The organism is Phytohabitans maris, from assembly GCF_031085175.1.
GTDB classification, from domain to species: domain Bacteria; phylum Actinomycetota; class Actinomycetes; order Mycobacteriales; family Micromonosporaceae; genus Phytohabitans; species Phytohabitans maris.
The window spans coordinates 154507-167676 of record NZ_JAVHUY010000009.1 but is presented as its reverse complement, the minus strand read 5'-3'; the positions used below and the strand labels follow the sequence as shown (position 1 = coordinate 167676).

General features: G+C 70.5%; 10 protein-coding genes. 7 read left to right on the top strand and 3 right to left on the bottom strand.

What is annotated here, in order from left to right; all coding sequences use genetic code 11:
• The first annotated feature begins 26 nt into the window (after positions 1 to 26).
• The 6 genes from RB614_RS11945 to RB614_RS11920 all read left to right on the top strand — a co-directional run bounded on the left by RB614_RS11945 (position 27) and on the right by RB614_RS11920 (position 8183).
• Entirely contained in the window at positions 27 to 1283 is a 1257-nt protein-coding gene (locus RB614_RS11945) for an ABC transporter substrate-binding protein (RefSeq protein WP_308712507.1), read from the top strand.
• 40 nt (positions 1284 to 1323) lie between these two features.
• Positions 1324 to 4143 (top strand): branched-chain amino acid ABC transporter permease/ATP-binding protein, encoded by a 2820-nt coding sequence (locus tag RB614_RS11940; protein ID WP_308712506.1) that lies wholly within the window; start codon positions 1324 to 1326, stop codon positions 4141 to 4143.
• Entirely contained in the window at positions 4140 to 4880 is a 741-nt protein-coding gene (locus RB614_RS11935; RefSeq protein WP_308712505.1) for an ABC transporter ATP-binding protein, read from the top strand. The genes RB614_RS11940 and RB614_RS11935 overlap by 4 nt, the downstream gene beginning before the upstream one ends.
• 11 nt (positions 4881 to 4891) lie before the next feature.
• Positions 4892 to 5425 (top strand): flavin reductase family protein, encoded by a 534-nt coding sequence (locus tag RB614_RS11930; RefSeq protein WP_308712504.1) that lies wholly within the window; start codon positions 4892 to 4894, stop codon positions 5423 to 5425.
• A gap of 83 nt (positions 5426 to 5508) precedes the next feature.
• Complete coding sequence (locus tag RB614_RS11925; protein WP_308712503.1) at positions 5509 to 7263, top strand: class I adenylate-forming enzyme family protein; 1755 nt, start codon at positions 5509 to 5511, stop codon at positions 7261 to 7263.
• Entirely contained in the window at positions 7260 to 8183 is a 924-nt protein-coding gene (locus RB614_RS11920) for an enoyl-CoA hydratase-related protein (protein WP_308712502.1), read from the top strand. The genes RB614_RS11925 and RB614_RS11920 overlap by 4 nt, the downstream gene beginning before the upstream one ends.
• Positions 8184 to 8190: 7 nt before the next feature.
• Here RB614_RS11920 and RB614_RS11915 read toward each other — a convergent pair whose 3' ends face one another.
• Both RB614_RS11915 and RB614_RS11910 read right to left on the bottom strand, forming a co-directional pair.
• Positions 8191 to 8880, bottom strand: coding sequence for a GntR family transcriptional regulator (locus tag RB614_RS11915; RefSeq protein ID WP_308712501.1), 690 nt, complete (start codon positions 8878 to 8880; stop codon positions 8191 to 8193).
• A gap of 99 nt (positions 8881 to 8979) precedes the next feature.
• The gene (locus RB614_RS11910) at positions 8980 to 11310 is read right to left on the bottom strand and encodes an ATP-binding protein (RefSeq protein WP_308712500.1); all 2331 of its coding nucleotides are present in this window, start codon (positions 11308 to 11310) and stop codon (positions 8980 to 8982) included.
• A gap of 297 nt (positions 11311 to 11607) precedes the next feature.
• On the opposite strand from RB614_RS11910, the gene RB614_RS11905 reads away from it, so the two are divergent.
• The gene (locus RB614_RS11905) at positions 11608 to 12036 is read left to right on the top strand and encodes an SGNH/GDSL hydrolase family protein (RefSeq protein WP_308712499.1); all 429 of its coding nucleotides are present in this window, start codon (positions 11608 to 11610) and stop codon (positions 12034 to 12036) included.
• 11 nt (positions 12037 to 12047) lie between these two features.
• Here RB614_RS11905 and RB614_RS11900 read toward each other — a convergent pair whose 3' ends face one another.
• A complete protein-coding gene (locus tag RB614_RS11900; RefSeq protein WP_308712498.1) occupies positions 12048 to 13157 on the bottom strand; it encodes an acyl-CoA dehydrogenase family protein in 1110 nt (369 codons plus the stop codon).
• Between the last annotated feature and the right edge of the window lie 13 nt (positions 13158 to 13170).

Sequence of the window (13170 nt, the reverse complement as noted above, 5' to 3'; positions counted from 1 at the left end):
CCGTCTGCTAACCGAAAGGTGACACAGTGAGGACATCCAAGATCGCGGCGGGAATCGCTTTCGCCGCCCTGCTCGCTGTGAGTTCCGCTTGTGGAAGCGACGACTCCGACGACAGCTCGGCCGCGCCGTCCGGGAGGGCGGCGCTGCCGTCCGGCACCGCGGCGGACGGCTCGATGAACCCGGTCACGGTCGGCTTCCACAATCTCGAGGGCGGCTCCATCTCACTCGCCGACGTCCGGCTCGGCTTCGAGGCCGGCGTGAAGTACGTCAACGAGCACCTGGGCGGTGTCAACGGCCACCCGCTGAAGGCGATCGCCTGCAAGACCGATGGCACACCCGAGGCGTCGGTGAACTGTGCCAACCAGTTCGTCGAGCAGAAGGCCGTGCTCGCCGTCCAGGGTGCCGACTTCGGCGCCGACGCCATGCTCCCCGTACTGAAGTCCGCCGGACTCGCCGAACTCGGCAGCTTCCCGCTGACCCCGGGCATGGACACCGCGGTGGGGGACGCCTACTTCATGCAGGGGTCGGCCGAGGAGGGCTACGCGGCCAACCTGGTCCAACTGAAGAAGCTCAGTGCCTCGAAGGTCGCCGTCGTCATGGTGGACAACCCGACGAGCCACGAAACCTACGACAAGGTCATCTCACCCGCCGCGGTCAAGCTGGGCCTCGAAACCAAGGTGTTCTACGTCCCCGCCCAGTCCGACTGGACGGTCCAGTCGGCGACGGTACTCGCCTGGGGGCCGGACGCCATCAGCACCTACGTCGCCGCCGACGCGCTGGCCGCGGTGCCGGCGTTCCGGTCCGCGGGCTTCAGCGGCCACATCACGGCCGGGTCGAACACGGAGATCATCCCGCAGCTCGACCCGAGCGTGCTCGACAAGGTCCTGTTCAGCGCCCCGTACTACCTCCCCGAGTTCGCCGACATCCCGGCCGAGGTGCGGGGTGACATCGACGCCTTCGCCGAGTACACCTCGGGCCTGCCGAAGGACGGCAGCGTGACCCAGCGCCAGACCGGCTTCTACACCGCGCTCATGGCCGCCCAGCTGCTCCGCGACGTCGGTACCAAGACCGACCCGCTGACGGCCGAGGTGGTCCACGCCGGGGTGAAGACGTGGAAGGGCGACCGGCAGCCCTTCCGCACGAACGGATGGGACTGCTCGAAGCCCTCCTGGCCCGGCACGACCGCGTGTGGAACGGGGAACGTCTACGCCACCCCGGGCGCGGACCGAACCCTTGCGCCGCTGCCCGACCAGCCGGTCGACATCTCCGCGGTCCTGCCGTAGCCGGACCGGTCACTTCGAGCGAGAAGCTGAGAGTCGCGTCGTGAGTGAGATCCTCCTCTTCCTCGTGCTCGGCCTGGGGGTCGGGGCGGTGTACGCCGCCCTGACCCTCGGGGTCGTTCTGACCTACCAGGGCACCGGGATGATCAACTTTGCCGCGGCGGCGATGGCCGCGGTGCCCATGTACGTCTACGAGGAGCTGCGACACGGCAGACTGACGCTGCCGGTGCCATGGCTTCCTTCCTTCGACGTCGGCGAAACGCCCACCTGGTCGGCCGTCGCGATCGCGGTGGCGGTTGCGGGGCTGCTCGGTGCCCTGACCGAACTGGCGGTCTCGAGGCCCCTGCGCAAAGCGCCACCCCTGGCGAAGGTGGTCGCCGCCGTCGGGATTCTGCTCACCCTCCAGGCCGTCGTGGGGCTCAAGTACGGCACCGTACCGCTGCTCCGGTCGGTGACTCTCCCGCAGGGCGTGGTGGAGCTGTCCGGTGTCAACGTCGCGAAGGACCGGCTCTGGCTGGTCGGCATCACCCTCGTGCTCTCGGTCGCCCTCGCGGTCTGGTTCAAGAGGTCCCGGATGGGACTGGCCATCCAGGCCTCCGCGGAGAACGAACGAGCGGCCGGGTTCGCCCGGCTGTCACCAAACGTGACCGGCCTCGTCACCTGGACGGTCTCGTCCATGTTCACCGCCCTGATCCTGGTGCTGGCCGGGCCGGCCACCGGCACCCTGTCGCCTTCGACCATGCCGCTCCTGGTGGTCCCCGCTCTGGCCGGCGCGCTCGTCGCTCGGCTGAGTTCGCTCACCGTCTCCTTGGCCGGCGCACTGACGCTCGGCGTGGTCCAGTCCGAGCTCCAGTACCTCTCCCAGACGAAGGACTGGTGGCCGGACTGGGCCAAGCAGGGGCTCACCAACGTGGTGCCGTTCGTCGTGATCGTCGTGGCGCTCTTCGTCCTGGGACGCGCGATCCCCACCCGCGGTGACGACGTACGGTCGTCGCTCCCGGCCGTGCTGATCCCGCGGAACCGTCCACGCACGGTGGCTCTCTGGTCGGCCGTCGGGCTCGCCGGCCTCGCCCTGACCTCCGGCACGTACCGGTTCGGTGTCATCACCAGCCTGGCCGTGTCGCTGATCGCGCTCTCCTTGGTGTTGCTGACCGGAATGCTCGGTCAGATCTCCTTGGCGCAGGCGGCGTTCGCGGGAGTCGCCGGCATCGTCCTCTCCAAGCTCGGTGACTCGGTGCCGTTCCCCTTGTCACTGTTCATCGCGGCGACGCTGGCGGCCGTAGCGGGAGTCTTCGTCGGCATCCCCGCGCTGCGCATCCGCGGTGCTCAGCTCGCCGTGGTGACGCTGGCGGCCGCACTCACGCTCCAGGACTTCGTCATCGCCAACCCCAAGCTCGTCTCGGCCACGGCGAACCTCATTCCCGACCCCGAGATCTTCGGATGGGATCTGTCGGTGCGCGGCGGTCAGAGCATCGCGCGGCTGCCCTTCGGCGTCCTGGTCCTCGTCATCGTGGTGGTGGCCTTCGTCTGCGTGGGGAACCTGATGCGCGCCGGCACCGGCCGGACAATGCTGGCGATCCGATCGAACGAGCGAGCCGCCGCGGCCATCGGGATCAACGTTCCCCGGGTCAAGCTCGCGGCATTCGCGGCGTCCTCCTTCCTGGCCGGTCTCGGCGGCGGGCTCATCGGCTACAGCCGTGGCCAACTGTCCGCGGAGTCCTTCGGGGTGTTCATCGGTCTGTCCTTCCTCGCGGTCGCCTACCTGCAAGGAATCACCAGCGTCAGCGGCGCGCTCCTCGCCGGCATCTCCGCGAGTCTCGGCGTCGTCTACGTGTTCATGGACCGCAACCTCCACCTCGGCAGCTACTACATGCTCATCACCGGCGTCTCGCTCATCCTCACGGTCCTCTTCAACCCGATCGGGATCGCGGGCAAGACCCGGTCGGACTACGAAAAGGCACGTGCCCGTTTCGCGCCTCGCAGGTCCCCGGCAAAGCCCGCGGTCCGGGCCGTCGAGTCCGGCAGCGGCCCGGCTCCCGTGACGACCCGCCGGCAGATCGGAGACGTGACGCTGTCGACCCGCGGCATCACCGTCAGGTACGGCGGCGTCGAAGCCGTGTCGAACATCGACATCGAGGTGCGCGCCGGCGAGATCGTCGGCCTCATCGGTCCGAACGGCGCCGGCAAGACGAGCTTCGTGGACGCCCTCACCGGGTTCGCACGCAGCTCCGGGCAGGTGGAGCTGGCAGGCGACCGGCTCGACCGCCGGCCGGCGCATGACCGAGCCAGACGTGGCCTGGTCCGGACCTGGCAGGCCGGTGAGCTCTTCGACGACCTCACGGTCGCCGACAACGTGCGGGTCGCCAACGAGACGGGCAACGAGGCGCTCGGCATGCTCCGGGACATCGTGCGACCCAGTACCCCACCGGCTGCCGCGGTCGAGCGGGCGCTGGCGCTCATGTCCCTGACCGACGTCGAGGAGCGCAAGCCCTCCGAGCTGCCGCTCGGGAGGCAGAAGGCGGTCGGCATGGCCCGAGCGCTGGCCATCGAGCCGCGGGTGCTGTTGCTGGACGAGCCGGCGGCCGGGCTGGACAGCGCCGAGAGTCTCGCCTTCGGCGACCAGTTGCGCCGGATCGCGGGCACCGGGGTCGGCTGCCTGCTCATCGACCACGACATGCACCTGGTGATGAGCGTCTGCGACCGCGTCTACGTCATCGAGTTCGGCAAGCAGATCGCCGCGGGGACCCCAGCGGCGGTGCGGAACGATCCGCGCGTCCTGGAGTCCTACCTGGGCAGCCAGTCGTTCGAGACCGCGGGCGTGGCAGCCGACGCGCGCGCCGGGAGGGAGGAGGTGGGATCGTGACCGTGCTCGTCGAAACCCAGGGCCTCACGTGTGGCTACGGGAGGCTTCCCGTGGTTCGTGACCTCGACCTGACCGTCTGCGCCGGTGAGGTCGTGTGCCTCCTGGGAGCCAACGGTGCCGGCAAGACGACAAGCCTGCTGACGATCGCCGGTGCCCTCCCGCGGTTGGGTGGCTCGGTCCGTGTCGGCGGCAAGCCGGCACCCGCGGCCGCGCACATCGTGGCGCGCCGCGGGCTCGCCCTCGTACCGGAGGGGCGCGGGCTCTTCTACCGGCTCACGGTGGCGGAGAATCTCCGCTTGCGCCGGCACCGCCGGTCGAGGGTCTCCATCGACGACGTTCTCGGCCACTTCCCGGTGCTCGCGGATCTGATGGGAAGGCGCGCTGGACTGCTCTCCGGTGGTGAGCAGCAGATGCTGGCGCTCGCCGGCGCGCTGGTCGCGGATCCGCAAGTGATCCTTCTCGACGAGATGAGCCTGGGCCTGGCCCCGATCGTCGTCGAACGGCTCCTCCCGATCGTCCGCGGCATCGCCGACGAGCGTGGGATGGGCGTGCTCCTCGTCGAGCAGCACATCCTTGCCGCCCTGACGGTCGCCGACCGCGGGTACGTGATGGCCCACGGCTCTGTGGTCGCCTCGGGCACCGCGACCGATCTGCGGCGCGACGCGGAACTGCTGGAGGCGAGCTATCTGGGCGACAAGGCCAGCATCGACTCGGCCGTTGCCGAGGGCCTGGTGTGAGGAGTTGAGACATGACCCGGGATACGCCGTACATCAACGACACCGATCCGACGGCCGAGGTTCTTCGTCGGGTGTTCGGCACCTTTCCAAGCGGCGTCGTGGCGCTGTGCGGCACGACGCCGGAGGGCGAGACGGTCGGGATGGCCATCAGTGCCTTCATCCCGGTCTCGCTCGACCCGCCACTGATCGGCGTCGCGATCCAGAACAGCTCGCGCACGTGGGCGGTACTCCGTGAGCTCCCCTCGCTGGGGGTCAGTGTGCTCGCCTCCGACCAGCAGATCGAGGCTCGGCAACTGGCGGCACGGGAGGGGAACCGGTTCACCGGCATCGATCTCGGCAACCTCACCGACGGCGGCGCCGTCTTCCTCGCCAACTCGGTGTCGAGGTTCGACTGCGTCCCCGAGAGCGAGACGCCGGCCGGAGACCACACCATGGTCCTGCTCCGGATCCGTGCGCTCAGCCTGTCGTACGACGTCCCGCCGCTGGTGTTCCACGAGAGCGCCTTCGTGACGCTCAGCCCGCTCGGTGAGGCCGACATCACCTGAATGTGCGGTCGTTCAGCCCCCCGGAACCGAAGTGTGGCCCGATCGAGACGTCCGCGGAAGTCTGAGCGGCGACCCGACCACGAGTGAGGAGCACGCTTATTTCCGAGAGCATCGCCATCGGCACCGGCGAGGAGCTGTCGCGCACCGCGATCGAGGCCGCGTTGGTGGCGACCGGTGCCGACTTCGAGACCTCGGTGGTGCAGGTGCGTGGCGAGCCGGTGACGGTCTACCGGAACGCGCCCTCGACGCTGGCGGAGGTGTTCGGACGAGCCGCGTCCTGGGGCGACACCCCGGCTCTCTCCTACGAGGGCCGCACGGTCACGTGGTCGCAGTACGCCGACGTGGTGGGTCGGGTCGCCGGGAGTCTGGTCGGCGACCTCGGGGTCCGCCCGGGCGACCGGGTCGCCGTCGCCATGCGCAACTACCCGGAGTGGGCCCTTGCCTTCGCGGCCGCGACCAGCGTCGGGGCCGTCGCCGTGCCGCTCAACTCCTGGTGGAACGGCGAGGAGCTCGCCTACGTGCTGGCGGACTGCGGCGCCACCGTGCTGTTCGCCGACGGGGAGCGCGCGCGGCTCGTCGGCGCACAGCGCTCCGGTCTGCCGGTGCTCCGCACGGTGGTCGAAGTCGAATCGGAGGCGCGCTCGGGTGACCTGGCTTGGCACGAGGTCGCGGCCGGGCCCCGCGCAGACGCCGGCGCACCCGCCGCCGCGATCGCCCCTGACGACGATGCCACGATCATGTACACCTCCGGCACGACCGGCCAGCCCAAGGGTGTCGTGGCCACGCATCGAGCGCACACCACCGCACTGATGAACATCCTCTACCAGGGTGCCCTCCACGCGGCCGTGAACCGGGCCCGCTCGGAGCCGGTCCGACCGGTGCGCAGCCCGTCGCAGGCCCTCGTCGGCGGCCCGCTGTTTCACATCTCCAACCTCCCAAAGCTCTATGTCGCCGCTTCGCGCGGACACCACCTGGTGTTCATGCGCAGGTGGGACGCCCGCAAGGCGGTCGCCCTCATCGACACGCTCGGCCTCGACGGCTTCGCGGGCGTCCCGACGATGGTGCGGCAGCTGCTCGACGAGGCCGAGGCGGCGGGCACGACGCTGCCCACCCTTCGCCAGATCGGAACCGGCGGCGCACCCACTCCCGGCAACCAGATCCAGCGGATCGGGCAGCAGTTCGCGCGAGGCGTCCTGGCCAGCACCGGATACGGACTCACCGAGACCACCGGTGCCATGGTGGGCATCGCGTCGTCCGACTTCTTCGAACGGCCGGACGCCGCCGGGCGGCCCTTCCCCGTCTGCCAGGTGCGTGTGGTCGCCGCCGACGGGTCCGACGCCGGTCCGGGCGAGGTCGGTGAGGCGTGGCTGCGGGGCGCCACCCTGGCGAAGGGCTACTGGAATCGGCCGAGCGACCCCTTCCACAACGCCCAGGGCTGGTTTGCGACCGGCGACCTGGTGACCGTCGACGACGAAGGGTTTCTTCGGATCGTCGACCGGATCAAGGACGTTGTCCTGCGCGGCGGCGAGAACGTCTACTGCGCGGAGGTGGAAGGGCTTCTCGCGACCCACCCGGACGTGGTCGACGTCGCGGTCTTCGGCATCCCACACGACATCCTCGGCGAAGAGGTGGCCGCGGCGGTACACGTGCGCCTCGGGTCGGCGGTCACCTCGGCAGACCTCCAGCGCCAGGTGGCGCAGCGGGCGGCGGCCTACAAGGTGCCGTCCGCGGTGGTCATCCTGACCGGCCCCCTTCCGCGCAACCCGACCGGAAAGGTGCTCAAGTCCGAACTCCGGGCCCGGCTTCAAGCAGACCCAGCACTTGAGGAGCAGCTATGACGACAGCGTCCGAGGCCGGCGAACTCCCAGCGGAGTACCAGGAGATCCGCTACTCCGTCGAAAACCGGATCGCCACGGTGACCTTGAACCAGCCGGCGCGACGGAACGCGCTGACCTTCCGGATGCGCCGCGAGATCATCGACGCGCTGCGGACCGCCGAAAGCGACGACGACGTCACCGTCATCCTCATCCGGGCCAACGGACCGTCGTTCTCCGGCGGCTACGCCCTGTCGGCTGCCCCGCGACCCGAAGCGGCGGGCGGCACGCCGGCGGCGAAGTCCTATTGGGACGACGGAACCCGTCCGGAACGGTGGATCGACGCCGAGGAGTTCGACGGCTGGACCGACCAGTGGGCCCGCAGCTGCCTGCGGGACTGGATGAACGTGTGGGAGCTACTGAAGCCCGTGGTGGCCATGGTGCACGGCCACTGCCTGGCCGGCGGGACCGAGCTGATGTCGCTGTGCGACATCGCCTTCGTCGCCGACGACGCCCAGATCGGCTACCCACCCATGCGCGGTATGACCTCGCCCGACATCCCGTACTTCCCCTGGAAGATGACCATGGCCCAGGCCAAGTACCTCCAGCTCACCGGCAACAGCGTGACCGGCGCCGAAGCGGCCGCCATGGGGTGGGTCGCGAAGTCGTTCCCGCCCGGCGAGCTGGAGGAGCGGACGATGCGCGAGCTGCGAGCGATGAGCCACATCGCGCCGTCACTGCTCGCCGCCAACAAGGAGTCCGTGAACCAGGCGTACGAGATCATGGGGATGCGGACGCACTTCAACCAGGCGTGGGCCATGCACTCGCTGAGCGGAGCGCTGCGGCCCGGTGCTCGGGACTTCTCGCAGCGGCTCCGCGAGGGCGGGCTGAAGGCCGCGCTGGAGTGGCGTGACGGTCCGGCGCGCGCGGAAGGGTTTCGCTGAGCGGCGCTCAGACCAGAGAGCGCAGTCCTGAGGGGCGGAGCTCGGCCGCACCCTCCGCCTCCTGCGCGAAGGCCTGCAGCAGCTGCTCCATGATCCGCAGGATGTGACCGGAGAGCCGGTCCGCGGCCGTGGCCCCGTCGCCGGACTTGAGGGCCCGCGCGATGCTGGCGTGCTCCTTTCCGTCCGGACCGAAGTCACGCACGAGGTGGACGTCTCGCTGGCGCAGGACCTGGGTGAGCACCACCGCATCCCCCACCGCCTTGTGCAGCATCGCGTTGTCGGCGGCGGCCGCGATCGCCAGGTGAAACGTGGTGTCCGCTTCGCGGAAGGCCTCGAAGTCGTCCGCCACCTCGACGGAGGCCTGCGCGAGCCGCACGAGCTCGGCCTTCTGCTCGCGGGTGGCGCGAGCGGCGGCGTACCGCGCCGCGGCAGCCTCCAGGCCCGCCCGCATCTCGAACGCATCACGGATGATCCGGGCGGTCGGAACGACGACGCGAAGGCCACGTCCGGTCGACTCGACCAGGCCGATGTGGCGCAGCTGCAGCAGAGCCTCGCGGACCGGGGTCTTGCTGACCTGCAGGTCCTTGGAGAGCATCGCCTCGCTGACCGAGCTGCCCGGCGGCAGGCTCGCCTCGACGAGTCGCCGTCGGATCGCCGCGAAGACGAGGTCGGTCAGGTTGTCCGGCCGCTCGATCATCGAACGCCTACCTCCAGATTCCACGTGTCATGCGCTATACAGCGTATGTCACAAGCGCGGGCGAGTCTGACCTCGGGTCAGCACCGGTCGCGTCGACCGTCAGGCTCGTGCCCCGCGGAGGCGTTCGATCACCCAGGCGGCCACCTGGGTGCGGCTGCCGAAGGCGAGCTTTTCGAGGATGTGGGCCACGTGGGCGTCGACCGTGCGCGGTGAGATCGCGAGCCGGCCCGCGATCTGCCGGTTGCCCAGACCCTCGGCGACCCGCTGGGCGACCTGCCACTCGCGCTTGGTCAGCGGCAGGAACATCTCTGCCTGGTCCTTCTGCCCGTCGCCACCGTCCTGGACGCGCATGGCGTAGTCGCGGGCCTGCGTCGGCGACAGCTCGGCACCGGCCGCCATGAGGGAGGCGAGCACGGGTCCGGGGAGCCGGGCCCGCAGCTGTTCGAGCGAGGCGTCGCGAAACTTGCGCAGCGCGCCCACGCTCTCGATGGAGGACCCGCTGCGCCGCCACGCCGCCTCGGCACACCCGGCCAGGGTCGCCCCGCGGCGCGGGTCGTCGGCGACGCTGAACCAGGCAAGCGCGTCCAGGCACATGGCCTGACCGAGCTCTTCCTCGTCGTTCACCTTGAGCCGGAGGGCTTCGAGCACCATGGCCTCGGCTGCCGCCGCCTCACCCGCATCCCAGATGACCATGCCCAGGTTCATGAGTGCGCTCGAGTGCAGCGTGCTCTCGACGTGCTGGCCGGTGAGGAACAGGCACTCCAGGAGCAGATCCTGCGCCGAGGCGAGATCCCCGCACAGCCACCGCGTGACGCCGTAGCCGAGGAGGACGTGCGCTCTTCCGACGACCTCGTCGCACAACGCGAACAGGCGGAGCGCTTCGTCGAGCGGAGCCTGTGCCCCATGTGGGTCGCTGTCGGTGAGCGCGGCCATCCCCTCGACGAAGTACAGGTACGCGAGGTCCGCGGGGCTCGGCGTGGGTCCGAGCTCGGCCCGAGCATCGGCGAGCAGCCGAGGTACGACGCCCACGTCGCCCAGGTAGAAGGAGAAGTACGCGAGCCAGCGCTGCGCCGTGGCGCGCCCCGGAGTCCCCGGCTCGGACTCCTCGACGCCGCGCCTGAGCCAGTGCCTGCCCTCCGACATCAGGCCAGCCGTCACCCAGTACAGGTTGAGGTCGGACGCGATGCTCATGGCCTGCGCCGGCTCCCGGCCGTCGAGCGCGAAGCGCAGTGCGGACGCGACGGTCTGGTGCTCGGTGCGCAGGCGGTCCGACCACTCACGCTGACCGGGACCGAACCAGCCCTCGCGGTACCCGGTCGCAAGCCTCGAGCACCACTCGACGAGGCGCTCCCGGACGGCGTGGAGGTCGCCGGACTCGACGAGCCGATCGTGCCCGAACTCGCGGATGGCCCCGAGCATCCGATATCTCGCCTCGGGGCCGGCGTCGTCCTCCCGGACGAGGATCGACTTCTCGACCAGATCGGTCAGTAGGTCGACGACGTCGTCGGCGGCCAGACCACTGCCGGCGCAGACCGACTCGACCGTGGAGACGACGAAGCTGCTCGGGAACACCGACAGGCGCGCCCACAGGAGCTGCTCGGGCTTGGCGCACAGGTCGTAGCTCCACGCGATCGACGCGAGCAGGGTCTGGTGACGTGCCGACGCGCTCCGGTCACCGGTGGTCAGGAGCCGGAGCCTGGAGCTGAGCCGGGCGTTGATCTGCTCGACCGGAAGGGCGCGCACCCGGTCGGCGGCCAGCTCGATCGCCAGCGGGATCCCGTCGAGACGTTGGCAGATCTGGGCCACGTGCGGTGCGTTCGTCTCGGTCATGACGAAGCCCGGCAGTCGGGCGCGGGCCCGGTCGAGAAACAGCTGGACTCCGTCGTACCGCACCAGGTCAGCCGCCCGGGAGCCGACCTCCCAGGTCGGGACCGGGAGCGGCGGGACCGCGTAGGTGTGCTCGCCGCCGATCTTCATCGCCTCGCGACTCGTGGTCAGGACGTGGACCTCGGGATCGTGCGCGAGGATCCGCCGGACCAGCAGGGCGCACGGCACGATGAGGTGCTCGCAGTTGTCCAGGACCAGCAGGAGGTGCCGCTGCGCGAGCCGCTCGGCCAGGGTCTCGGCGGTCCAGCCGGAGGGCTCGTCGCGGAAGCCGAGAGCGAGGGCGACGGCGTGCGGCACGAGCTCCGCGCTCCGCACCTCGGCCAGCTCGACCAGCACGACGCCGTCCGGGAACGCGCGCCGGGCTTGGGCGGCGATGCGCAACGCGAGGCGGGTCTTGCCGACGCCACCGGGCCCGGTGAGGGTCACCAGCCGTGAGGACGAGAGCAGCTTTCTCGCCTCGCCCAACTCATGCCTGCGGCCCACGAAGGTCGTCACCTCTGCGGGCAACACACCACCGTCGGAGCGGTGGGTGGACTGACCCATCGCCCGGATTGTAGCCGGAAAACCTAGGTAGGCATGTAGGTAGAACCGCGCATGGCAGGGGGGTCCGGACCGGTGAGGCTGACGACGACCGGGTGTGACGCCCGCCACGACGTCAGGGAGTTGGTGGACATGACTGAGATGGACTCTCGGCCGACTGGCACCACGATCGGGGCTGCCCGGCGGAGGCTGCCGACCGGCGCCGAACGGTGCTATGTCCGGTTCGCCGTCATCGGGGACCGGACGGGCCGACGACTGCTCGCGCCGAGGTCTGGCGGCTGGCCACAGGTGCTGGGGGGCGTGATGGCGGCGGTCCACGACGTCTCCTGGTGCGACGCGTCGACCGCTGGCGCCACGGCGTACGACGTCCGGCGGGTGCAGCTTCGGGTGGCGGTCGCCCACCGGCCGCACGTGGTGGCGATGGACGCGGTGCTCGGCGACCTGGGGCGGCGAGACTGGGACCTGTCCGAGATCCGTTCCCACCTGACCCACTGCGCGTGGGTGCTCACCCGGCGCGGTGCCGTTCTGCTGACGACCAGCGTCGGCCGCCGTGCGCGGTGGCACCGATCCCGGGCCGAGCAGCTCGACGCCGTGTACGAGGAACTGGCCCAGCGATTCGGCACCATCCACCTCGACCACGCGTCGAGCGCGGCCGGGTTGGCAGACCAGTTCGCGGCGGCGCTGACCGGCCGAGGCCTTGAGCTTCCGCGCGCCCCGTTCCCGCGGTAGCGGCGATCCACTCACAGGCCGAGCGCGGCGGCCAGGCGCTCCGTGTGGTGCGCCGGCGAGCCGAGCAGGATCCGGTCAGCCGTCGCGCGCTTGAAATACAGGTGAGCACCGTGCTCCCAGGTGAAGCCGAGCCCTCCGTGCAGTTGTATGGCGGCTGCCGCGACGTCGTAGTAGGTCTCGGAACACACGACCTTGGCGGCGCTCACCGCGGTGGCCAGGTCCGGTGCACCCTCGTCGACCGCACGGACGGCGTCGTCGAGCGCCGCGCGGGCGAGTTCGGTGCCGATCAGCATGTCGGCGAGCGCGTGCTTCACCGCCTGGAAGGAGCCGATAGGGCGGCCGAACTGGTAGCGGGTCAGCGCGTACTCCGTCGTGACTTCGAGCATCCGTCGCGCGCCGCCCACCTGATCGGCAGCCAGCCCGACGGCGGCGATCGTCGTGGCCTCGGCGACCAGCTCGTGCGCCGCCCCGGGCCGGCCAACCAGCGTGGCAGGGGCCGAGGCCAGGCCGACCCGGGCGAACCGTCTGGTCTGGTCCATCGCGAGCACCGGCTCCACCGAGGTGGACCGTGCGTCTGGAGTGACCGTGAAGACCGAGACGAGATCGTCATGGCGGGCCGGTACCAGGAGGAGGTCCGCGGCCAGGCCGTCGAGGACGTGGGGGATCGTCCCGGTCAACCGCCACGCTTCGCCGTCCGGCGCCGCGGTCACGGTCGTCTCCGCGGCGTCCCACCCGGACCCGTGCCCTGGTAGGGCGACGGTGCACACCAGCGTCCCGTCGGCGATCCCCGGTAGGACGGCCCTCATGGCGATCCTGTCCTCGGACCTCGCCACGAGGGTGGCGCTCAGCAGGACGGTCGACAGGAACGGCCCCGGGCAGAGCGTGCGGCCGAACTCCTCACCCACGACCACCAGCTCGCGCAGCCCGCAGCCGGCCCCGCCGTACTCCTCGGCGATGGCCAGCCCGTGGACCCCGATCTCGGTGGCCAGCCGCTGCCAGGTCGCACGGTCGAAGCCGTCCGCGGACTCCAGGTGCTGGCGCACGACCGACTCGGGTGCACTCTTCGCCAGCATCCGCCGCAAGGTCGAGCGGAGGTCGCGGAGCTCCGCTGGCTCGTCCACGGTCGGCGCCGTC